22 protein-coding genes are annotated in these 26,645 nt (G+C 39.1%); 14 read left to right on the forward strand and 8 right to left on the reverse strand.

Annotated features, from left to right (window positions below; all coding sequences use genetic code 11):
- The first annotated feature begins 28 nt into the window (after positions 1 to 28).
- The 4 genes from FJ366_00910 to FJ366_00925 are packed head-to-tail and all read left to right on the forward strand — an operon-like array spanning position 29 to position 3,999.
- Positions 29 to 2,377 (forward strand): phenylalanine--tRNA ligase subunit beta, encoded by a 2,349-nt coding sequence (locus FJ366_00910; GenBank protein MBM3894145.1) that lies wholly within the window; start codon positions 29 to 31, stop codon positions 2,375 to 2,377.
- A gap of 2 nt (positions 2,378 to 2,379) precedes the next feature.
- Positions 2,380 to 2,871: a hypothetical protein gene (locus tag FJ366_00915; GenBank protein MBM3894146.1), complete on the forward strand. Its 492-nt coding sequence runs from the start codon at positions 2,380 to 2,382 to the stop codon at positions 2,869 to 2,871.
- Positions 2,855 to 3,346 carry a hypothetical protein gene (locus FJ366_00920; GenBank protein ID MBM3894147.1) on the forward strand — a complete coding sequence of 164 codons (492 nt, stop codon included), beginning with the start codon at positions 2,855 to 2,857 and terminating at the stop codon, positions 3,344 to 3,346. Before FJ366_00915 ends, FJ366_00920 begins: the two co-directional genes overlap by 17 nt.
- Positions 3,343 to 3,999, forward strand: a complete 657-nt coding sequence (locus FJ366_00925; GenBank protein ID MBM3894148.1) for a ComF family protein — start codon at positions 3,343 to 3,345, stop codon at positions 3,997 to 3,999. The genes FJ366_00920 and FJ366_00925 overlap by 4 nt, the downstream gene beginning before the upstream one ends.
- Here FJ366_00925 and FJ366_00930 read toward each other — a convergent pair.
- A complete protein-coding gene (locus FJ366_00930; GenBank protein ID MBM3894149.1) occupies positions 3,974 to 4,765 on the reverse strand; it encodes an HAD family phosphatase in 792 nt (263 codons plus the stop codon). The two genes, FJ366_00925 and FJ366_00930, sit on opposite strands and share 26 nt — an antisense overlap.
- 48 nt (positions 4,766 to 4,813) lie before the next feature.
- A complete protein-coding gene (locus FJ366_00935) occupies positions 4,814 to 5,344 on the reverse strand; it encodes a hypothetical protein (GenBank protein ID MBM3894150.1) in 531 nt (176 codons plus the stop codon).
- 222 nt (positions 5,345 to 5,566) lie between these two features.
- On the opposite strand from FJ366_00935, the gene FJ366_00940 reads away from it, so the two are divergent.
- From FJ366_00940 to FJ366_00965, 6 genes are all read left to right on the forward strand, one after another.
- On the forward strand, positions 5,567 to 6,169 hold the full coding sequence (locus tag FJ366_00940) for a hypothetical protein (protein ID MBM3894151.1): 603 nt from the start codon (positions 5,567 to 5,569) through the stop codon (positions 6,167 to 6,169).
- A 139-nt stretch (positions 6,170 to 6,308) separates the two neighbouring features.
- Complete coding sequence (locus FJ366_00945; protein MBM3894152.1) at positions 6,309 to 9,041, forward strand: hypothetical protein; 2,733 nt, start codon at positions 6,309 to 6,311, stop codon at positions 9,039 to 9,041.
- Positions 9,038 to 10,033 (forward strand): hypothetical protein, encoded by a 996-nt coding sequence (locus tag FJ366_00950; protein ID MBM3894153.1) that lies wholly within the window; start codon positions 9,038 to 9,040, stop codon positions 10,031 to 10,033. Before FJ366_00945 ends, FJ366_00950 begins: the two co-directional genes overlap by 4 nt.
- A 93-nt stretch (positions 10,034 to 10,126) precedes the next feature.
- On the forward strand, positions 10,127 to 11,089 hold the full coding sequence (locus FJ366_00955) for a hypothetical protein (protein MBM3894154.1): 963 nt from the start codon (positions 10,127 to 10,129) through the stop codon (positions 11,087 to 11,089).
- A 21-nt stretch (positions 11,090 to 11,110) separates the two neighbouring features.
- The gene (locus FJ366_00960; GenBank protein ID MBM3894155.1) at positions 11,111 to 11,521 is read left to right on the forward strand and encodes a hypothetical protein; all 411 of its coding nucleotides are present in this window, start codon (positions 11,111 to 11,113) and stop codon (positions 11,519 to 11,521) included.
- 25 nt (positions 11,522 to 11,546) lie between these two features.
- Positions 11,547 to 11,840 (forward strand): hypothetical protein, encoded by a 294-nt coding sequence (locus FJ366_00965; GenBank protein MBM3894156.1) that lies wholly within the window; start codon positions 11,547 to 11,549, stop codon positions 11,838 to 11,840.
- Between the two features lie 158 nt (positions 11,841 to 11,998).
- Here the strand turns inward: FJ366_00965 and FJ366_00970 are convergent, their stop codons facing one another.
- On the reverse strand, positions 11,999 to 12,394 hold the full coding sequence (locus tag FJ366_00970) for a hypothetical protein (GenBank protein ID MBM3894157.1): 396 nt from the start codon (positions 12,392 to 12,394) through the stop codon (positions 11,999 to 12,001).
- 589 nt (positions 12,395 to 12,983) lie between these two features.
- Between FJ366_00970 and FJ366_00975 the strand changes: the two genes are divergently transcribed.
- Complete coding sequence (locus FJ366_00975; protein ID MBM3894158.1) at positions 12,984 to 13,967, forward strand: undecaprenyl/decaprenyl-phosphate alpha-N-acetylglucosaminyl 1-phosphate transferase; 984 nt, start codon at positions 12,984 to 12,986, stop codon at positions 13,965 to 13,967.
- On the opposite strand, the gene FJ366_00980 is transcribed toward FJ366_00975, so the two are convergent.
- The 4 genes from FJ366_00980 to FJ366_00995 are packed head-to-tail and all read right to left on the reverse strand — an operon-like array spanning position 13,939 to position 23,738.
- Positions 13,939 to 14,805, reverse strand: a complete 867-nt coding sequence (locus FJ366_00980) for a deoxyribonuclease IV (protein MBM3894159.1) — start codon at positions 14,803 to 14,805, stop codon at positions 13,939 to 13,941. The two genes, FJ366_00975 and FJ366_00980, sit on opposite strands and share 29 nt — an antisense overlap.
- Positions 14,806 to 14,861: 56 nt before the next feature.
- The gene (locus tag FJ366_00985; GenBank protein MBM3894160.1) at positions 14,862 to 16,757 is read right to left on the reverse strand and encodes a hypothetical protein; all 1,896 of its coding nucleotides are present in this window, start codon (positions 16,755 to 16,757) and stop codon (positions 14,862 to 14,864) included.
- A gap of 15 nt (positions 16,758 to 16,772) precedes the next feature.
- Positions 16,773 to 18,644 (reverse strand): hypothetical protein, encoded by a 1,872-nt coding sequence (locus FJ366_00990; protein MBM3894161.1) that lies wholly within the window; start codon positions 18,642 to 18,644, stop codon positions 16,773 to 16,775.
- 21 nt (positions 18,645 to 18,665) lie between these two features.
- On the reverse strand, positions 18,666 to 23,738 hold the full coding sequence (locus FJ366_00995) for a hypothetical protein (GenBank protein MBM3894162.1): 5,073 nt from the start codon (positions 23,736 to 23,738) through the stop codon (positions 18,666 to 18,668).
- Positions 23,739 to 23,925: 187 nt separating this feature from the next.
- Here FJ366_00995 and tmk point away from each other — a divergent pair, with 187 nt between their 5' ends.
- From tmk to FJ366_01010, 3 genes are read left to right on the forward strand one after another with little or no spacing between them, the layout of a single operon-like run.
- Entirely contained in the window at positions 23,926 to 24,576 is a 651-nt protein-coding gene (tmk, locus tag FJ366_01000; GenBank protein MBM3894163.1) for a dTMP kinase, read from the forward strand.
- Positions 24,577 to 24,578: 2 nt separating this feature from the next.
- On the forward strand, positions 24,579 to 25,295 hold the full coding sequence (locus tag FJ366_01005) for a hypothetical protein (GenBank protein ID MBM3894164.1): 717 nt from the start codon (positions 24,579 to 24,581) through the stop codon (positions 25,293 to 25,295).
- Positions 25,292 to 26,254 carry a hypothetical protein gene (locus tag FJ366_01010; GenBank protein ID MBM3894165.1) on the forward strand — a complete coding sequence of 321 codons (963 nt, stop codon included), beginning with the start codon at positions 25,292 to 25,294 and terminating at the stop codon, positions 26,252 to 26,254. The genes FJ366_01005 and FJ366_01010 overlap by 4 nt, the downstream gene beginning before the upstream one ends.
- Here the strand turns inward: FJ366_01010 and uppS are convergent.
- Positions 26,137 to 26,645: di-trans,poly-cis-decaprenylcistransferase (gene uppS, locus FJ366_01015; protein ID MBM3894166.1), on the reverse strand; the 509-nt coding region annotated here is incomplete at its 5' end. The genes FJ366_01010 and uppS overlap by 118 nt on opposite strands.

A 26,645-nucleotide genomic window follows, 5' to 3' on the forward strand; every position in this document is an offset into this window, starting at 1 on the left:
AAACCCTTAAAACCGTAAATGAGTCGTCATGAAACTTTCACTGAATTGGATTTTTGATCACATCAATGCAGCGCTGTCACATCAAAATGTTGAACAGATTATCAAGCGCTTTAACGAAGTATCTGCCGAAATTGATGGCGTTTGTCATATGACTTACGACAACGATAGTTTGTATACAGCTGTTGTAAAAAACAAAACCTCTGAGCACGTAGAAGCTTTTATTGCAGAAACAAATCAAACAATCAATCTTTCTATCCGATCAGATGCACAAAACAATCAATCCAATTCTGTTGTTTTTCTTGTAAAAAAAGTAGCTGGATCTTTTGATTGGGCAACATATAAAGATATGGGACAAGAATCTGAAACACTTATTCCCGCTCTTTGGTTGGATCAAAAATATCATGACGGCTCATGGCGGAATCTTATCCCAACGCACGACACAATCATCGAAGTTGACAACAAAACAATCACTCATCGCCCTGACATGTGGGGACACCGTGGTTTTGCTCGAGAAATTACCGCTTTTATGAATTTACCATTAAAGCCCCATAATCAAGTCACAGATTCACTTGAAAACACAGAACATAATTCTTCGATGAAAATTGCGGGTGCAATAGAATCAGAGCAATGCTCGCGATTAGTCTTGGCATATCTTTCATCAATCGAAAATAGAGCCTCTGATTTTTTTATTGGCATTCGGTTAATGCGCCTTGGATCAAAAATTTTTGGCGCAATCGTCGACCTCACCAACTATGTGATGCTTGATTGGTCTCAACCAAGCCATGCATATGATGCCGCTGAAATTGCTGAAAACAAAATTATTGTTCGACATGCAAAAACCGACGAAGAAATAACAATCTTAGATGGCTCTGTAAAAAAACTTTCTCCACAAGACGTTGTTATAGCATCGCCAGAAAAAGCCCTTTGCATTGCTGGCATCAAGGGCGGCCTAAATTCTGGAATTACAAAAAAAACAACTTCCGCTGTTTTAGAATTTGCAACTTTTGATGCAACCTCTGTCAGAAAAACAGCTCATAAATTAAATCTTCGAACAGACGCTTCTGCCCGTTTTGAAAAAACACTTTCATCTGAACAACCAATTGAAGCTCTTGCACGATTTATGTTTTTAGCAAAACAACTATCATTAAATCCTGTAATTTCTGGTCCTATCGTAAATATCGCAAATAACCCAAATAAACCAATAACAATTACGATCGAACATCACTTTATCGAATCTCGCATGGGAATAATCCTCTCCAAGGAACAAATCTTAGACATGCTCTCATCTTTAGAATTCGAAATCTCATGCGCAACTCAAAATCAAATAACTACCTATACAATTAAAGTTCCTCACTTTAGAGCATCCAAAGATATTCGCATCCGAGAAGATATCATCGAAGAAATTACTCGCATGTACGGATTTGATAAAATCCCGCTCTCTCTTCCCTCTCGAACAACAGCCCCAAGCGACATGGCGATAAATGCTCACGAACGAAACCTCAAGCGAATTTTGTCAAATGTTGGTGGCATGTTCGAACAAAAAAATTACATGTACTTTGATTCATCATTCACGGAGCAACTTGGACTTGATACTTCAAAATGTTTATCTATCGTAAACCCTGTCTCTAGCAACCAATCACTTCTTGTAGACTCTCTTATTCCAGGGTTGCTCAAAAACGTAGAAGATAACATTTTGGAATATGATGCACTTTCTTTTTTTGAAATTAACGCCACCTGGAATCTGCAACCCGCTCAAACATACAAAGAAGAACAACGTCTTTCTGGAATATTTTTCTCGCGAAGAAGCAAAGCTCATTTTTTACAGAAAAAAACCATTCTCTCGCGATTGCTTGATGAAGCCGATCTAAAAACAGCTGATTGGAAGGCTTCAAGCGAACCACTCTACGCCTGTTTTGACCCAGAACAAACAGCGTCTATTTATCACGAAAATAAATTAATTGGATTTGTCGGATTTATTCGCAAAGAAATTATCAATAAACTTACCGGAACCCTTCCTGAAAGTTCTGCGATTATTTTTGATTTTGATTATTCCGTACTCAAAAACAACAAAAAAACGCTCGTTAAATTTAAGCCAATCTCTCGATACCAAGCGAGCTCTGTTGACGTTTCATTTTTGGTTCCCGCAACAGTTTCTTACGAATTTATCGCAACTAAACTAAAAGCCCTTGATTCATCCATTTCGGAATTGAGCCTTATCGACTCTTTTACCAAAAAAGAATGGAATGGAGATCGGTCGCTAACCTTTAGACTCAAAATTAGCTCGCATGACAAAACAACAGATAAGAATGATATTGATAGCATCTTGTCCAAAATCACCTCATTCGCACAGCAACACAAATTAAGTCTTAGAGAATAAAAATGCGAGAAAACAACGCCCCTTTCAGACCGAGCAGAAGTGTATTTTTTTTCTTTTTTCTTTTTATAATCGACCAAATAACAAAACGATGTGCACTTCTTTTTTGGAGCGAAAACATCATAGCGCTAAAATCCTGGCTCTTTTTGGGTCTTGAAGCAAATAATGGACTTGCCTGGGGTATTGGAGCTTCTTCGGCTCCAATTATGCGATGGATATTTTCCCTGGGGATGTTTATTGGTCTTATTTTTCTTTCTTATAAAACGCTGCTCGATTGGTGCAAATATTCCTCAAAATGGATCATTTATGGCCGGAGCCTGATTATTGTTGGTGGATTTTCTAATCTTGTAGATAGACTTTTTCACGGAGCAGTCATTGATTTTATTCAACTGTTTATCGGAAACTATCGATTGTCTGTTTTTAATCTTGCGGATGTATACATTATCGTCGGCATCTGCATACTCTTAAAAAAGGCTTCTCATGAATTTCCCTTCTGAAAAAATAAAAAGCGCATTATTTAAATTCGCAACATTTCATGTCAACAATAATCGAATCCTTGGTGGCGTCACGCTGTCTCTTGGGGCCTTTCCGCTGATTATTCTCGGACGATCGGCATACCACCTTTCCCCAGATCTGTTTTATAATTGTTTTATGATATTTATGTCATTGCTCTCATATGGTCTTTATTTTGTTTTCGAATCACTTCCATCAGAAAAACAAAACACCATCACGGCAAATCGCATTCTTGGCATGCTTATTACCTACTTTTACATTCCGATGCAACTTAAGTTCATCATTTTAGCCTTAATTGTTTTTCATATGACCAGAAGCCTTGTAAATCAGGTTATTCTTTCGAAAACTGAAATCGACCTAAGCGCACTCTCTGGACTTATTGGCATTTTCGCTCTTGATGTTGTTGCGGGAATTTGTTCAAACATTTGTATGCTTATTTTACGAATAATTCTTGCATGATTAGTCAACTGAGCTCAATTTTCAACACGCTGATCAATTTTGCCTTTCCAAGCTTTTGTGCAGAATGCCACATATTACTTTCTAGAGAAGAAATTTTATGTAACTCCTGTGCAGCAAGTCTTTCACAAGTGTGTAGCTCAAACCTATTAATCTCCAAAAAAAAATCACTCACCGTACACGCCCTAACTCATTATTCTGGAATCACCAAAACACTTGTTTTAAGAAAAAATCAAGGACAATCAAAAACCTTTGAAAAACTTGCGCGGCTCACACTCAAGAATCTTTCGCCAGAAATCAAAGACGTTGACTATTTTATTCCGATTCCTATTCATTGGACTAAAAAACTTCAACGCGGCTTCAATCAAACAGAAATACTTGCAAAAACATACGCAGATCTTAGTGGGGCCCAAATGCTTTCGTGCCTCATAAAAAAAGTTCGCACAAAACCCCAAACCCAGCTCAGCAAAGAAGAGCGACAAATCAATATCAAGGGCTCTTTTTCGGTCGATGAAAAATATAAAGAATTATTATTTAATAAAAAAATCATCTTGGTTGATGATGTCATGACGACTGGAGCAACCCTCACAGAGGCTGCTCGAGTACTATCAAATCATCAACCGAAAATAATTACTGCAATTGTTGTATGTCGTTAGAAACGATGTTTTGTGCAGCGTTTTGATGGGCAAAAATATCTACCAATACATCAAACGCATCATGATAATCACGCACGGCATAATCTGCGTGATGAATATGCTCTTTATTTCGCTTATTTTTTATAGCGATGCATCGCATTCCTGCAAGAGCCGCTGCTTCAAAACCAAAAATTGAATCCTCAATTACCAAGCATTCTTCTGGTAAAACACCAAGTTGATCTGCCGCATATAAAAAAAGTGCTGGATTTGGTTTTGCTAAACCACCAACATCATCCTTACAATACAAATGATTACCAAAAAAATACTTAAAATTCATTTTTTCAATAATAGCATCAAACGCTTGTCGCCCTGTGTTGGTTGCTATTGCAAAAACCAAATTTGAATCTTTAACAAATGAATGAAAACGCTCAAATCCTTCGATAAAAGGAACTATTTCTTCAAAGCCTTGCGATGCATTCATAACAGCTTCAGAAGCAATCATTTCATGCGGATCGTCTAATTTAAAAAACGATTTTACCTGAACAGCCCAGTCTTCAATTCCAATCCCAGAAAATGAATCTAAAAAAATCTCTTCTTCTTCTGTAAATTCTAATATTCCGCGATCAAACAACGGTTTTTTTGTCGCAAAATCCCATACTTTTTCCGTATTAACAATTGTGCCATCCATATCAAAGATTATCGCTCGGATTGGCATATTTTTTTTCTCGATCATGTAGCGGATCCTCCCAAGATAGCAAATAAACATTCTTTCAATTTTAACGACCACCCCCACAACCGTCAACCCATGCCAATCGGAGAAATAGAGAAAACAGCATTATTCGAATGTCTTTTTAGCAATCTCCGAAAGAGCCCTTCTAGTGGACACTTTAGGCTCTGCATCATCAAAGTGACCAACAATAATCATACATACTGGAGTCATATAATTTCCTACCAATGTAGCTGCGGCTTGATAATCAAAACCACCAATAACAGCTGTTGCAAGGCCCATATGCGTTGCCTGTAAAACAAAGTTTTGACACGCAGCCCCAGAATCAAAAAAAGCTTTATCATTTTTTATTTCTGAGCCTTTAAACAAAACAGTTTCTACCGCACCAAGCAGCACATACCAAGATGCATTACGCGCCCAAGTTGCATTCGATTCTTTCAACAAAGAAAATAACTGTTCTCCTACCTGCGAACCTTTTTCTCCATAAATAAATCGCCAGGGCTGAGCATTGAAGGATGACGGCGCTCTGCCTGCAGCCTCAAAAAGTAATTCTATCTGCTGCTCAGAAATGTCATTTTTTTCAGAAAATGATCGATTTGTATATCGATTCCACACTTCTGCCAATTTAAAATCATTCATTTTTTGCTCTTTTTAACACTTTTTATCAAAAACATGCCGTTTTTAGTCTTTTTAATCAAACAAGTTAGTCAAATTAAGCAGTTTTTATAAAAAAACAACCAATATTTTCACCCTGAATGCTACCCGTTTTTGCATTAATCAAATCTTGCTACAGTTAATAAGTACATTACGAAATAACACGAGAAAACAAAGTCGTACAATAAACCATAGTAAGGAGGGTTTATGAACACCGTTAATAAAAAATTATTACTCATTATTATTTTGAGTGCAGCAACTACTGCAAATAATGTAATCAGTGCCCCAAAATCACCGATTTCATGCGCACAAACTTTTTACCCATACGCTCTTGATGCTGCTCACGAATCAGAAGTTGATGATATTGTGACCGCTCAAACACCTGAACCAAAAGATGTAGCTGTTGATGTAGAAGCAAATCCAACAACTCTGACAACTCCAACATCATTCACTCTGGCAAAGGCTCTGGGTCTTGAAAAAGCAAAAGAACTTGAAGAAATTCCTACCATAAAAAATACAATCACATCCAAACTCAAAGGGTGGGGATATGCCCTAGCAACCTCTTCTAATAAACGGCTTATGGCTCTTGCGGTACCCGTTCTTGCGCTCATCGGAAAATCAATCATTATACAGGCTCTGAAATCTCCAGAAAGCAAATGGGCTGAAAAAATTGGTCCTGAAAATCTTTTAAAGATTACCAAGCAAACACTTCATAATCCTGTTGTCAGAGACCTTGTTGCACACATGGGCTCAGAGGCTGTTGCTCAACTTGCAAAAGCAGGTATAACAAAACTTTCGCGCCTTGCATAACAAATAAAAAGCCTTACACCCTAAGGGGGGTTTTTCGAGAAATCGAAAGACTCCCCTTTCTTCATTCTCACTTTACACGAAGAAAATATCGCGCTATCGTTGCTGCGTAAAATCACGTCATTCTTACGGGTTTTTCATCATGCGCAACCAACTGCTCATTGCTCTTCTTTCTCTTGTTTGCTTACAACTTTCATCTGCATTACCTCCCGAGACACTCGTCCTAACGCCTCATGGCATGGTGCAAATTCAGCACCTCAAAGCGGGAGATGAGGTTGTTGGATTTGATCTTGCAACAAAAAAATACATACAAACTAAGATTCGGTCTGTGGTGCGCTATGCGATTGCCACGCGTATAAAAATCACAACCCCTGATGATGTTTTTGTTGTTTCTGACGCGCAACTATTTCGTGTAAGCAGAGCCCCGCCAGAGCAAATTTCAGAAGTGAACGGTGACCCCGAACAGCAATTTATTCAAGCAAAAGATCTGCGTATTGGTGACCTGCTAGAAGATGTAGATAAATCTTTAACTCAAATTTTAGCTCTTGAAACTATCAACCCTCAAACGCAAACTAGCAACAAACAGTTGCAAAACCTGCGTGCTCTTTCTGGTCGCGATTGTGCCATTTTTTATGGCTTACATTTAGAGTTCCCTCACTTATTTTTTGCAACAAAAAACAAACTGCTGCTTCACAATTTTTTTATCGAATTTTCGATCGCCTTTGCAGTGAGTGACAGCGTTCTTGCGGGTATTGCGGGCCTGGCCGTAGTCTTTGGATTAGCCGCTACTTCAATACAGATTGATAAGTCGCGCTCGAATAAATCAACCGATTCTTTTAAAACAACTCCTTCTCTTCCTGAAAATTCAGCCACCAGAAATCCTACGTTTATTTCGCCTCATTACTCTCAAACTGCGTGCGAAGCTTACCCAAGACAATTAAACACCTTAACTCACCCAGAAAAACCTGTATACCCTGCTGCCCTTATCGAGTCTTTTCGCCCACAAAACAATTATCTCTCTGATGCAGCTGGCCTTGCTGGACAGTTTTTACTCATCAGTCTTTTTCAATCATTTAAAAAAAACAACCAACGCTCATACTCTCAAGAGACTGTTTATGAGCGCCCACAACCAAGACTGCCCGCTCCCCCCTCTCCGGAAGAACAAGTGATACTTGATGCAAAAGAACTTGCAACGCTTGAAAGCTCTTTTAACTCTTTGTACACCGTAGACGATTTGTGGACCTTTTCCGATGAAACCGGTTGCTACACAAAATCAACCCCAGAAAATCAATTTAAATTGCGCTTGTACGACAAAGTACTTCATGGATACCATTTTAAACCGAACGTGCTCATGTGGTGCCTTCGCGAAAAGATTGCGCCTTACCACATCGCCCAGGCCGTAAAAAACGGTACCAGCGATTCCACTTACAGCTTTTTTGATTTTTATTTTTATATCAAAAGAAGCCTTACCAAAGACCTTAAAGTTCTTGTGCATCACCCTCGCGGTCAAAATCCTTCAATTGTTGGAGTATCTAGACTCACTGGTTTTGTTCAAGAACAAGACAATGATTTGTACAGACAATGGGCGTCCGCTCAACACCGCCATCTCTACCAAGAATATCAACAAAAAAGAGCGACTCTTCTTACTAATGAATTCAATCAAAAAATGGCAGAATTTCGCTCAAGAAAAACTTCCCTGCCCGAAGAATTAAAACTTAATTCATTTCTCTGCCCCAAAAATCATCTGTGCGCTCACAGTATTCTTGGAAAAAAAGCGCGCGATCTTAACACAACTCATGCAGAACACGGTTTTAAAATAGGTTTAATACAATTTTCGCCCCAAGCTGCCGACTTTGCCTCTGCTCATCACTTAAGCTGGCGCGACTTGATACCAATTCCCCTGCTTAATAAATCGCACAGAAAAAGCTTTAATCCAAAGCTGCCACTATTGGTGACGCATTTCCCCAAAAGTAATTTCGCTTATGTAATTGATGGTAAGAAGTTTTTAGTCGTCTCTCTCTTTCCTTGCTCAGACGATGAATTTCAGGCCCTTGATGTAACATCAGAATGCGAATGCGATTGGAGTCCCGAACGAGCTCAATCATCACGGGCATTTGCCGGCTGCACCCCCGACAGCTCACCAGAATTCCCAACCGGCACATCTTTCGAGCCAGAAGATTCAGATCCAGAAAGCCCCTTTCCCGGATCTCACTCGCCAGAGCCGCCATTTTCTCGGCTGCTTGGAAAACCTCCCACAAAAAAAGAATTTACGCGACCTGTTTGCGGCACCGGTCAGCATATGGCAAAATTTATGCCAGAGCCGCAATCGTGTAATTTTTCTAAGGGCTTTAACGATCTTCCTCCATTTACGAATGGCGATGATACCCCTGCAATTCCAGAAAAAGAAAAAACTCAGGATGAAGAAAAGCCTGAAAGAACACCTGTATCAACTGAAGGCGAAGGCGAAAAAGCATCCGAAGCCACAGCCCCAGAAGGCACATCTACGAATGAAACCGATGATGGCGTTAAAGAACGCAGGCCTAATGATCTTGATCGAATCGATAAAGAAGAAAGCGATGAAAAAAGAAATCATTTAATGTACGGATCAAAAGGAAGCAACCATCAATTAGAAACCGTAGTTGAAGGTGAGCTTACCTGGGAAAAAACACACGCGCTAATCGATGATGTAATGAGTACCGGAGAAGAAGGAAATATTTTAGGCCAAACAGGCAGATGTAGGTTTAAATATTTTGGCCGTAAACCTGTCGTCGTAACCTATGGTGAACATGAAGGAGTTGAAAAAATAGGATCCATTTTTATTGCTGATACACAAGAACGTTTGGATAAATACATTCCTAAGGATAAACAAAAATGAACGAACCATATAACAATATGTACAAACTAGCTCTATGTGGAAAATTTTCAAAATTTACTCAAATTTATTTAACTTCAAGCAAATCAACAATAGAAGAGCTTAAATTAAATAAAATTTGTTCAAATCTTGCAACCGACTATAATTTATGCGGATATGGATTAGCTTGCTACCTTAACCTAATAAACGAAAGCACATATTGGCACTCATTAATTTTTTTCATGCTTCAATTTGACATCCAATACTTAGCTGGGGCATATCAAGCTGCTCTTGCTCATGCTTTTAGAAACATTGAACTCTTTCCCAATATAGAAGTTTTTTATGGTGACGCCTTCTTTGTCGGATTTTCACCAGACGGAGAACTTCCCGACAATGAGCTTTTTGAAATTGCTCAAATTGTTTTATCTCAGTGGCCAAATAATCAAGCAGCAAAAATCGTCTTTGATAAAGAAAAAGATAACCCCCCAACAATAACTGTAGCCGAAATTATTAAACAAGCCATCCAACAAGACAAGCACGCAGCCTTTAGGGATTTAGTTTTGCGTGGTCGCTACATCGAAACACGACAACTATTTTTGCTGCTTAGTGAAATCGAAATGCAAACAATTCTTCTTGAAATTGCTACAACCCTAGGTAACATATGCGCATACGATTATGGATGGTTCTTAATGCGTGAAATGGGCGAAAACTCCCAAAGGCATTCATTCATGGCAAAAACAGCAGAAGAGTCTTTTAAATGCGAACGCAATGGGATAAGAAAAGACCCTAAAGGCTTAAAAGAACTCGTCTTTTTTCACACCTATCGCGCTGCAGAACTTGAATCATACAATATTGAGCTTCAAGAAGCACTACTTGCTCTCTATGAACCAGGAAATGAAAGTTTTGACATTGAAGAAACTCAACTACTTGCCCAGCAAGTGCTAAAAAACAAGCCAGAATGTGAGCAAGCAATTCGCGTTTTAGAATTACTTAACAAAAAAATAGATCGAATTTAAGATTCGCGCTTTCGTGCATTATGCAATCGTCTCGAATATAAAAATCACAACCACAAATAGGTACAAATAACAATGAACGACGCTGCTATTTTAATGAAAAAACTATTAGAAAAAGGCCAATTTACAAAATTTTCCAACAACTATTTCACCTTTTCCGAAGAAGAAAGACGTGATTTAAAGCTAGATTCCTTATGCGATGAAGCCGTCTATAACTATAACATCTGTGGATACGGTCTTGCATGTTATTTAAATCTTCAACAAGAAGCCGCTGATTGGCATGAGTTAATAACCATTATGATGGAAATTCATATGCCCTACCTTCCAGGCGCATGCCAAGTGTCGTTTGCACATGTAATGCGACAACTTGAGCTCAATCCTCATCAAAGAGGAACATATAATGCTATTTTAATGATCGACTTTACCCCCGAAGGCAATCTTCCAGACGGAGAAATTTATGAATTCGCCCAAGAAATATTAAAAAAATGGCCAGATCATGAGACGGCTCAACGAATCATCAATAATCGCAAGAATAACCCCCCTCAGATTTCAACTGCAGAAAAAATTACACAAGCAATTGCTCTGGATAAAAAAGCAGCGTTTAGAGATTTAGTTTTGCGAGGTCGCTACATCGAAACACGACAAATTTTACCAACTCTTTCGATTGAAGAAATTGAAGATATCTTGTTTATGATTTCGTTCAAAGAACGCAACGTATGCGCTTATGACTACTGCTGGTTTTTGATGCGCGAACAAGGCGAAACCCCCAGAACGCATACCCTTATGGCTCGTATGGCTCGGGAAATTTTTGATTACGAATACGGCGGTGATTTTTGCAAAGATCTACACGCCAAAGAATTAGCTTTTTTTCATGTAAGCCGTGCCGCAGAACTTAATCCCGAAAATATCGACCTTCAGGAAAATATTCTACGTATGTATACCCCTGGCCATCCCTGCTTTGATGATATTGATGTTAAAGCTCTTTCAGAAAAGCTAATCGCCAAGAAAACCTACACCATGCAAGCAATTCGCGTTTTAGAATTACTCGACAAAAAATAATATCATCTCTCCCAATCCAAAATGAATACAAATGACGCATACGATGCTGCACAAAAATTTATAGATTATTGCTATTCAAAAACCAATCACGATGATGCCGCATTAATAGCAAGTAATATGCTCCTTTCTAGCAAAGACAGACCGTTTGATTTAGCAGTTTGGTCAGATTGGGAAAGGGCTGTAAAAAATGTTTTTTTTAATCAAAATGACAAAATTGATGCTATCAATATGACAGAAGCTCAAGCATATGAAGTGCTTATTAATTTCTTAGAAATATACTGCTCTCTTGGCGCTGACGAAGAATTTATAAAATTAGTACAAAAATTAAAATTAAAAACAGCTGTTAATCTTCCATATAGTATATGGAAAGATTGCGTTAACGAAGTAATAAAACATAATCCACGAAAAAGAAATTATCTAATCTGGCAATAAACCCGATTCCGAAAAGAGTTTTTTCATGATAATTGAAACAAAAATGAATTCACCTAAATACACTGAATTACTTTCGCTTGCTATGCATGGAAAATTTTCAAATTTTGCCAGCATTTATTTACAGTACAATCAAACAGAAATTGAATCTCTTGGATTTAACAAAATATTTGAGACACTAGCAGATGATGGAAATCTCTGCGCATACGGCTTAGTATGTTTTTTAAATTTAAAACGCGAAGATATTTATTGGCACACTCAAATTTTTTTAATGTTTCAATTTTCTGTTCAATATCTTACCGGAGCCTACGAGACTGCGTAGGCTCATTCCTTTATTTATCCTGATACAGAGGCCTTTTATGGCAATCTTTTCGTTGTTGGCTTTTCACCAGACGGAGAGTAGATGATTTTAGATAATAAAAAATAAAAAATTCCCTCGCATCTTTTTTATTGAAGATGCGAGGGAATTTTTTAATCGGTTTAAAGATTTTCGATCGCTGATATTACAGTGTTTACGACAGCAATAACATCTTCAAACTCATTGGTTGTCCAAAAAGAACCATCGTCTTTAATGTAGGGATATTCGTAAGTAACAGGACCTGTGAAATCGAAACCTTCGGGCGCCGTTTCATTGGGTAAGCGATAATCGGCAGTGTTGTTGAGTTCTTTAAAAAAGTTTAGTTCTGTAAGCAGTCTGTTTGATTCTTCAAGAATATCTGCTGTGGATGCTAATTGTTCTTCTGGTGACATAGCAGTTACTGCAGAGAGTATTGTATGAGCACGTGCAATCATATCTTCTGGATTTATGCCTGCACTGATGTCTGATGTGGCGGTTCCCATGATAAGAACTAAAGTTAAGTATCTTAAAAAATTCACGTTTTTTCCTTTGTTTTGATAACATTTTTGGGTAGATCTTCTGAGAATACCCCCCCCCTTTTTTTTTCACAAAAGCCTTGCGCCTAAGGTTTAAAAACAATGATTTTTTGCAAAATATGCATAAAAAACCTGCCAGTCTCTAAAAAATGCCCTACATTTCTTAATGCTGGATGAACTTATGATTTTATTTGGGAATTAATACGCGAATTTGGCGAAACAGCTCAATGGCATACACTTCTCGCTCAAATCACACCTCTTATCTTTTGCTCACCGTCAAATCACGAAAAGCTACTCGAGGGAGCTAAAGAACTCTCCTTCTTTCACTCCTACCGCGCTGCAAAACTCGAGCCTACCAATATTGAATTACAAGAAGCATTACTTGCTCTCTATGAACCAGGAAATGAAAGTTTTGACATTAAGGAAACTCAACTACTTGCCGAGCGAGTGCTAAAAACCAAGCCAGAATGTAAACAAGCAATTCGTGTTTTAGAATTACTTAACAAAAAATCTTCATAAAAACCTGTACCCTTAAGTAAATTTTTGATACGATTGCGACCTTAAAAAGGTACCTTTTATTTGGTGGTCAATTATGATCGCATACCTTCCTTTTTTTGCTGCTCTTGTTATTTCACTTATTCTTACGCCACTGATGATTAAGGTCGCAGAAAAGACCAAGATTATTGATGTTCCAAGCACTCCCCACAAAACACATGCCGCTCCCGTCCCATACCTAGGAGGCGTTGCTATTTATCTAGCTCTGTTTGCAACAACAATCTTTTTTTTAAAAATGTATGCGTGGGTTGGCATTTTTTTAACAGGAGCTGGACTGCTCTGCCTTACTGGACTTGTTGATGACAAATACACTCTTGATGCAAAAGCAAAATTTGTTCTTGAAGGCGCAGGTTGCGTGACACTCCTTATTGCAGTTAATGCAGCAACAGGAGTAACGCCACCGCTCTTTTTTATGGGAGTAAGTCTGTTCTTTTTGTGGACTATCGTAAACGCTGTAAATCTTGTTGATGTCATGGATCTTATAGCTTCAACAACTACCGCTCTTTCACTTTGCGGGCTTATATCGCTGAGCATTATCGCCGGACACAATAGCCTTTTACTTTTAGAAGTCATCGCACTTGGCGCGGTGGTTGGATTTATGTGGTACAACAAAAAACCAGCATCGATCTATCTTGGCGATGCTGGATCATTGTTGCTTGGTGGCATCTTAGGATTTTTTATCCTTACACATGTATGGAAGAGTGAACAATTCTTTGAAATTTTCAGCATCCCGGTGGTTGCAGGAGTAATCTTGCTTGAAGTTATCGCTCTTATCGTAATTCGACTTCAACTTGGCCTTTCTCCCGTTCTTGCAAGCCCACATCATTATGTTCATTTTTTACAAAGAAAAATGTGGTCATGGAATCAGATAATAGCACTCACCAGCTTTGCAGGGATTATTTTAAATGGACTTGTTGTTGCCTACAGACTTTCATACATTCCACTGTACCTGCTCTGGTTAACACTCTTTGTAGGGTTATTTGTATGGTTGTTTATTGTGTATTCTTCACCAAAGAAGTAAGCCACACAATTTCTTGCGCGTACTGATCTTGCCCATCTTTTTCTGGTGTTTCTAGAATCTTGGGAACAGCGGCCAATACAGAATTATTCATTAATACTGAAAAAACTTCCGGATTCATCTTACCCTGAGCAAGATTTGCATGCCTATCAACACGACTCCCACTCACCGTTAAAGAATCATTACAATGAATCGCTGAAACATTTTTTAACCCAAGTTGCTGATCAAACTCATTTAAAAACAGCTCAAATTTCTCGCCAGAGGAAAGGTCGTATCCTGCAGCAAAAATATGACACGTGTCGATACAAAATTTAATACGAGCCAATGACGGCATCGCTTGTACTATTTTTTTTAATCCTTCAAGCGAAGATCCCAAACTTGAACCCTGACCCGCCATTGTTTCTAAAGCAATTACACAATCATCTGGAGTCTGAGAGAGCACGAACTGTAGACCTTCAACCAGTCTTTCGATTCCAAGATCTTCGCCTTCACCACCATGAGAACCTGGATGCAGAACCAAAGTTCTTATTCCAACGCTTGAACAGCGAATCAATTCTGAGACAAGAAAATTTTTTGATTTTTCACGCGTTTCTTCGGTTGCAGAGGCAAGATTAATCAGATATGAAGCATGCCCAATAACACTGGAAATAGTAGAATTACGTTGCGCTTGTTTAAATCGAGCGATTTCATCAGAAGAATATAACTGAGCTGTCCAACTTCTATTTGTTCTAGTAAAAATCTGAAAACAGCTCGCTCCTATTTCACAAGCTCGGTCGAATGATTTTTCAATTCCACCAGCAATAGAAACATGTGCGCCAATTAAAGGTTTATTCATATACATAAAACAATCATATTACGATGCTATCTATGCAATTGATGGTACCAAAAATATCAAAACTAGAATATGACGTTAAACGTCATTCCAAGATCAACTGTTTGTGGCGTATTTTTACCCGAAATCGTATATGCAAACCCAAGTGCAAACTCGCACTGATTGGTAATACGCATAGAAGCTTCTATTTTCACTCGATGAGCAATAGAATCTGTGTTTTTTGTCGTAACCGATTCATCAAGAATACGTGGATTAGAAATCATCTGACCGTCAGATTGAATTTGCTTTCCTTGCCAAGTTTCCATTGTATTGGATGGGAAACTCAACGAATCACGCTGCTTATAATAAATTTCATATCCAAACATGGTAGAAAGTGCTCGCGATTTGAAATGGAAAATTGTTGCTTCAACTTTTCCGACAAGATAATTCCATCCAACAAATCCCTTCACCAAAGGACCCATATTTTTTATGTTACTTCCTCGGAATGAAGCCCGCATGGTCTCTTCACGAGGAATAACACATGCATAAAGCCCATCAATTTTGATATTCAGCCGAGATAACGGTTGTCCAAATAAGGCTGCGCCGCATTTTACTTCAAAATGTTTTCCATTCCCCAAATATGTATGATACGCCGAAAGAAAATCATCTGACTCTTGAGCAGTTGGTAAAACCAACCCAACAAATAATTCTCCATAACATTTATCTGCTATCGCATGCTCATAAAAAACATCTACCGATGCATTCCCAAATCCGGCAACCGTTGTTGTTTCAAACGAATAACCCCTGTCTTCTAGCCACTCATAAACGTTTTCAGTTACTTGCTCACTCAAATCAACCAATGTTTTAAGGGTTCCGCCAACGCCAAAACCACTTACCGTTGAATCAGTTGCTGAAACGCGCGGAATTAACCACAACTCTTCTTTTAATTCTTGTCGAGCCAAGCGCTCATCGATATCCGTTGTTGTCTCATCTGCAAGTTTTCCATATTTGCCTGGATCTCCAACTGTTTCGAGCCGATAAATCATTCGATACTCTGCATTTCCATCATCTGGCAACACATCATCTGTTCCATCAGCAACTTTCATTTGGGCGACTGTTGGCGCCGTTGCTGGAGCTGTAATAACAGGAACACTTGTAATAACTGCGGTGTTTTTTACTACCGGAGGTCGTGGAATAAAGTTTCTAGGCGAGCGAACAACACACAAGCAACGCTGCACAGAACTTTTAAACGCATCATCTCCACCAGCAAGATTTGCATCACTAATCTCAGAACCACCAACGCGCGGCTTATTTCGTGAATCAATTATTAACGCAGGATTTTTTGAGCGAGATTGAACAAGCGCTTCAGCAAAATCCATTCGCATCATCGGTACAGTCGTCACATTAATCGGCGCTTCACCCGTGCGAGGTATAACTTGTGATGAATAAGCCAAAACATCCTCCAATGAAGCTCCTCGAGGAACGCTGCGAGCATCCAGTCGACGAATTGTTGCTCGACGCAAAGGAACCACCCAGCGAACACCAACCCGCCCTTCGTTATTATTTACCGGGATCGTATACCGTCCCCCAAAAAGAAACGTATTTTCCTTATAATCTATTTTGTTTTCAAAGTGTGCTGTTCTCATCAGCGGGTTGTAAAATTCTGCATTCTGAGGAACAAGACAATCGGGAAATGCTTCTGTTACTCTAAAATCTGTTTTGTTAAAAATAAGTCTAGATAAATTCTCTGTTTGAGAGCCCAAAACATCTGTGTACGCAGCCCCAGAGTACCGCATAAAAGCTCCGGTCCATAACTTTAAATTGCGAGTACTTTCTGGCTCATCAAAATCAAATAAATACCGCATTGGACCCCTGTCATAGGGCATAGGAGGCTGAATCGTCACCGCTTTAATCACCGAAGGTATTGTTATTATCCCAATCACCAACGCACACGTAATAAAAAAATGTTTGGTTATTTGCATGAAACCTATCCTTTATTAGAAGGTGAGGTGCACACCGAAATGTGTATCAAGATCTCGTGCAACATATCTACCCGCTATTGTATACGCACCGCCAAACAACATTTCACAATACGAACCAATCCGCAAAGAAACTTCCATGCGCAGACGATGCGCAATAGAATTTGTATTAATCGCATGTCGAGAAGAATCTAATACCACCAAGTCTGGCTCAAATTCTCGACGACTTACATTATATTTTTTCCCAAGCCATGTTTCTGCTTCATGATTTTTGAATGAGACATTACTTGAACTTCTCCAGTGAAACTGGTACCCAAGCACGGCAGAACACGTCTTTGAATCTGGATGAAAAAGAGTACAATCAAAATTAACTGTCGCGCGCTTCCAGTCAATTGTTGCTTCTTGCTTTGGACCAATTGCTTTAATCAATGTTCCTTTAAAAGTTGCGTTAATTTCCTCCTCTGCGGGAAGAACAATACCATAATTTCCATGAACTCTTAAATTAATCATTTTCTTAAAAACAGACCCAACGCCCCCGCCAAAATAAACTTCCCAGTGACCTCCATTGCCGAGTCTTGCTTTGTAGGGCGATTTATAAAATTGATTATCCCTATCAAAAGGAATACCAACCCCAACTAAAAACTCTGTCGACATATTTGGAACAAGGTCATGCTGATAAAAACCTTCGATCGAAACATCTCCAAGGCCCTGACGCGGTTCACTTTCAAACTCATATCCTCGAGCCAAAAGCCACTGATAAACGTTTTCAGTAACGCGACCACTTAATTCTTTTAATGTTTTCATCGCTCCGCCATCTTCTGTTCCCGCCATAACAATAGCACTTGCTGAATTTTCGTAGCCAAAAGGAACAAGCCACATCGTTTCCTTTGTCAGCTGATTTGCACGACGAACATTTGCGTCTGGCGCATTGTCATCAAGAAGATTTCTGTATTTTCCTGGAGTTGAATCAAATACATAAACTTTACCTGGAGCTATTTTTCCATCCGCCGGCAAACTTAAATACGATGAAGGAATCTGCTCTGTTGCATTCAGAACAACAGCTACGTTTGTTGGAATTTCGGGAACTTGTGGCACATCTCCAACCGGAGAATACACAACAGCAAGTCTTCGCTTTGCAGTGTCTTGAGGCTCAACACTATTTGGACCAGAAATAATTCGATCTCCCGACATCTTAGGCTGTGCATCAAAATTAAAAACTAAATTTAAATCACTTGATTGCGTCAACGCTTCTGCAAAGTCAAACCTCATCATTCGCGTTTGAACCGATGGTAAATCTCGCGATGAACCTGAACCATTTGACTTGCTCGTGGCTTGCTGAACAGCTATAAGATCTTCAAGTTGTGCTCCACCAGGAAGCCCCTTCACGTCTTCTCTTTCTATTTCAACAGATTTCAACGGCACTCTCACTCGAACTCCAAAGCGACCTCGATCTTCATACACTGGATACATCCACTGCAAACCAAAAACAATGGCTTTTTCTGCGTAAGATGCATTTGTCGAAATACGAGCTGTACGCAACAACGCTAAATATGATTCCGACCGAGATGAAACATAAGAATCTGTAAAAATATCAGAAACGCGAAATTGGCTTTTATTAAAAATAAGATTTGAATAATCAACCGAAGAAAAACCATGCTCCATAAACGCTTGAGACGCTTGTCGCGTGCCAATTGTTGCCCAAAATTTAAGCGAACTTTCATCACGCACTTCAGCTTCTTGAACAAATCGCAATGGCCCTTCCATGCTCATTAATGGAGGTCGCAAATCAGAGGCAACAAGATTAGCACACGCTAAAAATCCTACAAAAATCTTTGTAAGAACATTATTTATGGGCCTTAATTTCATAACGGCTAATCTCCTAAAAACCATTTTCCATATCCCCCACAATTTTTATGATGCAATAAATAACATAGGCGGATTATTTGGGACTTCAGGTAATCCATACAAGGCCGGATTTCCACTACTATCAACAGCTTCCACGAGAAGAGCTCCTACTTTTGCAGCACCCTCTGGTTTAGCATCACCCAACATTGGAATTGTTGTTGTCCTGGTAATTGTTGTTCCAATCACATATCCAATCTTGAATTCAAACTGAGTAGAACCCAACACGCTATATTTTGAAGGCTCCTGATATTCAAACGGAGTGAATGCCAAGTATCTAAACATATCCGCTTGAGGACCTGTAAAATTCTTACCTCCCAACAACGTTGGAGCAGAACCATTATCTGAGTCTCTTATGGATGACAGGTAAGTGCTGGTAATTTCCCTAACAACGCGAACCGGACCAGGATATGGCAACGTTGTCTGAGTTAATTGTCGAGCCATAACCCCAGAACCCATAATAGAAATTTTACCATTATTTCCTGAACGAGCAGAGCTATTAACGGTTGTTGCTTCTCCACTCGTATTTCGATTGTATTCATCTGCAAGCGGTTGCGCAGAAGAAAGAACTGAAACTTGGAGTGGCGATTCAACAGTTGCAGACTCTGTAACATAAATCATGTTTCCACCACCTCGCCAAATCGATTCTGCAGAAACACCAAGATCAAGGGTGTATTCTGTTGATGGTCCAAACGCCAACAACGAAGCCTGAGAATCTCGTCCATCATAAATTTGGTTATGACTAAAGCTTCCTCGAGCTGCTCGAATAGCAACATTTTTAACGTTAAATAGAGCTTTTAACTTCATGTTATTCAACGAATTCTGCAATGAACCAGAAACAAGTTGATTTCTATTAAGAACCCCTGCACCAAACCCAAGATATGATTCTCGATCCATATGAACAATCGAACGAGGACCATTAATTCTGAGCGTTAAATACACCCCTGCCAACACATCTCCGCCGCTACTTAAATCGGCAACGTTTCCAACTTGCAAGATTCCGCCAGCAGAATTTTGATCCCCAAGCAAGAGCGACCCTTCTCTTGCAATCGAAATTAAAATATCTGTTTCCAGAGCCCGAGAATCACCCTCAATCCCAACACAAGCTGATTCCATAATTTTCATAGACGCGCTTTTGTTTAACCAAATCTTACCAACCCCAACAATACGTGACCGTCCTGCTGTTGCAAAATCAACAGCACTAACGTTTCGATTGACAATACGAGAAGTATCTCGATCCGAAAGTCCTTCAAAAATAATTTGTGATTTTCCATTCATGTAAAGAACAGGTCCCTTTGTATTATTACTATGACCAACTGCTGGGAATCTCAGGGTCGATCCTGCTTCAAAAATTAATCGAATATTTCCATCAAAGGTAATTTGTTGATTTGTTCCATTTGTTAATGACCCAAAGGCACTTAAATCAAACTCTCCACCACGAGGAATTCTAATTTCACGAGGATCCTGAGAAAAGAACGTAATGCGCTGAGCTCGAGTTGCCCCAAAGTTTGTTGTTGGGATTATTGGCTGAGCATCAGAAAGAATAATGTCTTCATTTAATTCAATAAAACAATCTCCATTTGCTACCAAGGTAACGCGACTACGACCCAACATATTCCACGCATTTACCGATTTATCATTCCAATTGCGTTGACCAAGACCAAGGAAAGCATCTTTATCCATGTAAATAGCAGCATAGGAACCTTCACCCGGAACAAATCCAGAAGTTGAAGGGACTGAAACAATTTCACGAACAATCGAATAATTCGTACCATCACCAGTCAAATACAAACCAATTGGATTTGCAGAAGTCGCCCCAGAAATAGCAAGTTGTTCAAGCGATACACCTGCTCCAAACTTCAATAAACCACTTGTCGGCATAGAAATAGCAGTTGTTTGAACCCCAACACTTCGCGTTGCAATGCCAGAAAACGCTCGTTCAAACTCTGGCGAAAATGAAATGTTTTTAAATGGAAACGTTACATTTTTTTTAACGACATTCCATGGAATTGTAAGACCAGAAGAGAGTCCATCAGTTCTCAATTGAAATGAAAGATTTACATGTTCATCTTGAGCAGCAGCAAAATCTGTATCGATGTTATATGGTTGGACGCCTTTTAATAAGTTGATCTGATCAAACGGAACAGTTAACGTTCCCATTGGATTGTATGTATTAAGTGTTGACTGCGCAACCCGTAACGCAACTGGCACATCAATAGCAGCTGTTGGAGTATACGGAGGCACGAGCCCTGAACTATTGGTCACATCTCCTGCAGTAATTTGTGCACCATGGTTTACATACACAACGCCCCCCATGGTAGCATTTGATACAATCGTTGGAGGAGTAGCTCCACCCTCAGCACTTGCTGAAATGTGGATAAGTTCACCATTTATTTTAAGCGATGCACGAGCAGTACTTTCGGCATCAAGCGAGAACAGCGACCAACCTGTTCCAATCACAGGAACCTGTGTTCCATGCCACGGATAAACCGTTGTTGTTACCGCACCAGAAGAACGAGAAATAATCCCCTGCGTAGAAGTCCAACCCAAGGAAAGATTTGAATCATTTGCCAAGTGAACAAGCTGAAAAGCTCGTTCTGATAAATTTAAAACACCATCATCCACAAACGTATCAAGAGCAAGTTCTACCGTTGTTTCATCAACAATATGCCTAAACGCATTCGCATACGCACTTTGTAATAAAGAAGTGGTTGCCCCACCTGCAAGCTTATTTACCTGACTTCCTAGCTGAAACACTCGACCATATCCACGAATATTCATGTCTAATTCATCACCATGATTATACAAATAAATGCTTGATGAATTATTTTCAATAAATGGAGCTGTTAAGTTTATTTGTTCTTTAACCGCAAAACGAACACCTGATACGCACATGCTTTCATGACATCGAAGCTGTGCGTTTTCTAACCAAATAACAGGAATTTGTTCATCATTATCCAAAACCCTGCTTGCGTACACAGCATACTCACCACCAACAATAGCAGGTGATGTCGCTGCATAATCTCTTACCACGTCACGACCAACATCAAAGTGATTTAAGCGCGCATACCTTAAAGTGACATCGTTATTTACGTTAATACATCCACGATTATATAATTTATAAGTAGCATTTTTCAGCAGTGGCCATGACGCAATTTGAGCACCAGATGCACGAAGCGGAGTTCCCGTATAATCAATTTTTACCGATCCAATAGAAATACCACCAATACCTCCCGGCTGTGGAACGAGCGTTGTTTCACCTTCATCATCGGTTACCGAGCGATATTTTCCAATCATCGATCCTTCATGTCGCGAAAATGCAACAGTGGTATCCGTTACTGCAGAATCCATAAATGAACGAATAGCTGATAATCCTTGAATATCAAGAACATGCTCACCCTCGCCAGAAGTCATTCCACTGGTGATTGGTACATAAGATCCATTATACGTTCCAGTTCCGATGGTGTAATCAGCCGTCACCGTTCCACTTGCATTCGCCCCTGACGAAACATACAATTGTGCAGCACCCCAAAGGGTAATTTTTGCTCGCGTGTCACCTTTATAAGCCAAATAGCTTCCGCCAACATATGACGAATAACCATCAATAATAAACGCCGACGGATTATGTTTTTTTGTTGTAGCTCCGATAGATCTATAGTCTGAGTTTTCTGCTTCATCAATCATGGATGCAAGCTCTGCCATTCCTGAGGCAGAAGGATCTATTGCTCGTGTATTTTTACATGCTAAATGATGAACAAACGTATTATGGTAAATCGAAAGCTGTCCATTAATCGCTAAGACAAATCCAGGCCTAATTGAAGATCGGCCTTTCCCAGCATTAAAAATTTCTTGAGAAAACCATGACATATCTGAAAATGAATTTGCAGCCATCGCAGGATGTGAATTATTGGTATTTATTATCCATAATCCACGAGTTGTTGGATTTCCATCTTCATCAAGCGGAATGTGACTCGCATTATCCAAATAACTTGTAAGAGCATCTTCCATTGCTGTTGCATAGGCACTAAATGAATAAGCTTTTTCATCTGTTACTCGCAAAAACGCTTGTCCACCAGCTGGCTTGTGAAGCCTTAAGTTCGATCGAATATGAGTTGCATTCGAAAGCGATCCCACACCCCCAGAACCGTCATCAATAAGGTTTCCACCAATTGTTAACGCCCCATCACGATATGTATTTGCCGTTGACATACCTTCAATCTTTAATATCGTTCTTCCTGGCCCTGCACATGAAACATCAAATGCCAACGCAGCACTTAACATTTCAGTTGTTTCATTCGCGCTAATTCCCTCAGCAGAAGTTGGGTTTAAACCTGTTTTATTTATTGAGCCAAAGGTTAAAAATGAATTATGGCCAATCGAAAAAGTGATATCATTTTGCATTTCAGCACTTTCAGGATCCCATGTTGTTATTTTTCTGCTTACAACAACTTTATTCACACCCTTTTGCCAAACCCTAGTGTCATCATGATCCATTAAAATAACACCTCGAACGCCTGATCCAACCGCATCTGAAGTAGCAGCAAATGTTCCAGGTTCAGATTCATACAGACTAGTAAGCGATATCGTTTTTCCATCAACTACAACAAATTCAACCTGACCCGCGCCTGAAAACGTTAAATTCAAGTCTCCCGCCATTGTTGCTAATCGAGTCAAGCCAACGCCATCAGGATTTGTTCCGGTAAATGTTAAATCATGATTCACGTTGACGGTAACCTTCGCCCCATCTCCCGCGTACAAAATAAGATGTCCATACCCAAAGCCACCTTCAATATTAGTGTTATTTGGTGCAGATGGACGAATTCGAGTCAAAGCGCCTAAATCAATTTTTAATTTACAGTTCGGCAGCGCTCCAAAAATAACATTTCCATTGATTGTTAAGTTTCCAGCTAAAGAAATCGCGTTTGTTGCATCGTTATCACTAGCCATAACCGCAAGTGAGGGAGTTACTGTTTCTGACCCAATGGTTGCTCCCGTTGTAAACGATCTATTAACCGTTTGCGCAGACACTCCACTTACCACTAACAACAAAATCGTGCTTAAAAATATGCGGATATTTTTCATTCCCAGCCCAACCAAAATTTAAAAAATCACAAATCCCACCAAGCTTGAATAAAAATTCAGCAAGGCTGGATTGTTGTACTATGGTTAAAAAACAAAAAACAATACTTCCATTGTGAAACAGGACATCTTTTTTTTTCTGGGATATCCTACGAAGGTAAAAAAAATCTCAAAAAAACACGGTATCCGCATGTTAAACTCAGACAAAAATGCCACTACTTTTCCTGGAATTTTCGTAGGTTTTGAAGGAATCGATGGTGCTGGCAAGACAACCCTTATCGCCCATGTTCTAAAAAAACTTATTGAGTGCGGCTGTCGTATCGTCTCAACTCGCGAGCCGGGAGGCACCCCTATCGGAAAAGCAATTCGAAATATTCTTCAACATTCGCCAGCAAGCCTCTGCTCTCTTACTGAAGCTTTTTTATTTGCTGCAGACAGAGCCGAACATATTGCATCGGTTGTTCAACCAGCACTCGCTCAAGGGGATGTTGTTCTTTCGGATAGAACTTTTTTATCTTCAATCGTTTATCAAGCAAATGAATCACTCTCCGAAGAAACAATTTTAAAAATTAATCAAATCGCACTTCAGGAAACGCACCTTGATCTTGTCGTATTTGTAGATATTTCACCCGAAGAAGCATCTGCAAGATTTTCAGCTCGACCTGAAGGAAAATCACGATTCGAAGCACGCGGAATTGAATATTTTAAAATCGTTCAAGCGCAATATAAAAAACTTTTACAGAAACTTCCTTCGGTACTTGTTGTTGACGGAACAAAAGATGTGGAATCTATCTGCAACACCGTGACTCAGAAAATTCTTGAAATCATGCAAAAAAAATAACAATGAATCCTGTAAAACTATTTATAAGTTCCAGCATCATTGAATTACGCACAGCATGCGCTCAAGCCCTAAAAAAATATTTTTGTTTAAATAAAAATGCCGTCGATTGTTATTGCAAAGGATGTTCTCTCATCTTACAGCAGATCCATCCAAACACGATTTACATTGAACCCAAACATTCCTACACAAAAAGCGATATAGAGCCAATTCTTGTGTATAGCGCGCAAAAAAGATCCACATCAGAACCTCTTTTTTTTATCCTTGAACACCCAGAATTTCTCCTGCCTGCGGCTGCAAATAGCCTTCTCAAGACACTTGAAGAACCAGGTGAAAATATTTTTTTTATTTTTTTATCACAAAATGCCAACGCGCTTTTGCCAACGATTTTATCCCGCTGCGATCAGGAATTTATAAAAAACAGCACAGATCAAGATTTAAATCAGAATGATGAGCTTTTATTATTAATTCTTGAAATCTACAATCAACAACCAATTACAGCTCAAAAAATTGATGCGATTCTTCAAAAAAAATCTCTTGAAAAGGAAATCAGCTTAAAAATTTTAAATGATTTTATTGTTCAAATAACTGCTGATGAAAATTCTGCAAGAAAAAGTCGTTTTATTAATCTTGCATACACCTTTTGCACAACCCCTCCTGCCCCCGGATCGGGAAAAATATTTTGGCGAACTCTTATTTTATCCGCCCTTGAGATACCATGACCGAGAAAATAATACCCGTACTCTCAAAATTACATGCATCTTCGATCGGACAAAAACTGAGCGCTTTTTGCTTTTCTTCTTTCGTCGTCAATAGCACTTCATTCATCTTCTCTGCGCCAATTTTACTCTGGTGGGGACTGCCTATTTCGATGCTGACGTTATTTGGAAATATTTTTTTTACCCCTTTTTTAATTTTTTTTATTTTACTTTCAAGTCTTTTTACAGTTTTTGCAGCGTTAAACGTAACTGTTTGGCATCTTGGATGGATACTCGATAATTTTACAAAAATATGGCTTTTCTTACTTTCTTTTAGCTCGCGAAATGTTTTATTTGCTCAAATATACTCCCCAGTCCTTTTGTTTATTTTGATACTCATCAACATAGGAACTGCGTACACACTTTTTCATGCAAAAAGTCATCAAAAAATTACTAAAACCTTATTGTGCGGGGTTATTTTCACCTTGCTCATTTTTGCTTTACCCCTAAAAAGAGGCTCTTCTACTCTTTCAAATTCTGCAGGAACACTTGAAATTCAAGACACCGCAAACGGGTTAGAAATAGTGGAAAAAAACTACTTCAAAGGAATATCTCATGCCCAAAAACAAGTTCCATTTAATCTCAAAATGCCCATAATCAGATCACACGGAACATGCAAAATTTCAAAAATAACGGTACAAACCATTTCGATCAGAACTCTTCAGTCACTCAAAGAGCTGATTTTTTGTATGAATATAAAAAAAATCAGCATTCCAAACATAACAAAGCCTCAAAAACCGGCTTTCTGGAAAGCGTTTTATTCTTTTAAAAATGCAGCAAAAAACGCTCGCGTAAAAATATATTATCAACGACCAAATGTTCGTGTTGATGAAGAAAATTTTTCAAAAACAGCATCCAAATCTGCTGCAGACAGATCCGGCCATAAGATATCCAAAAATGCCAACTCAGAATATGCCGCCTGATACAACAAAAAATTACTCAAGCGAATGTGTCGCCCGGTTCGAACAATTAAATCAGGAAATGGGACTGGATAACTCCACAATTCTTGTTCAAATGTTGTTGCTGTAATCTCTTCTGGCGATATTTCCCCTTGCAAAACACGCTGCGCAACTCTTTTGGCTGCGGAAACAATTTCTTGCTTTCCACCGTAACAAAATAAAATTGATAGCTTTAAACGATCTTGGCCTCGTGTTTTTGCTTCTATAAACTCAATCGATGAGAGAACCCGGGAAGAAAATAAGCTGCGATCACCAACAAAAGTTGCTTCAACCCCATGCGCAAGAAACTTCTGGACCATTTCTTCAGCCGAGCTATTAAGCAAATCGTAGAGCTCATGCAATGTTTCATCATCTC

It is taken from the genome of Candidatus Dependentiae bacterium (assembly GCA_016871815.1).
Lineage (GTDB): Bacteria > Babelota > Babeliae > Babelales.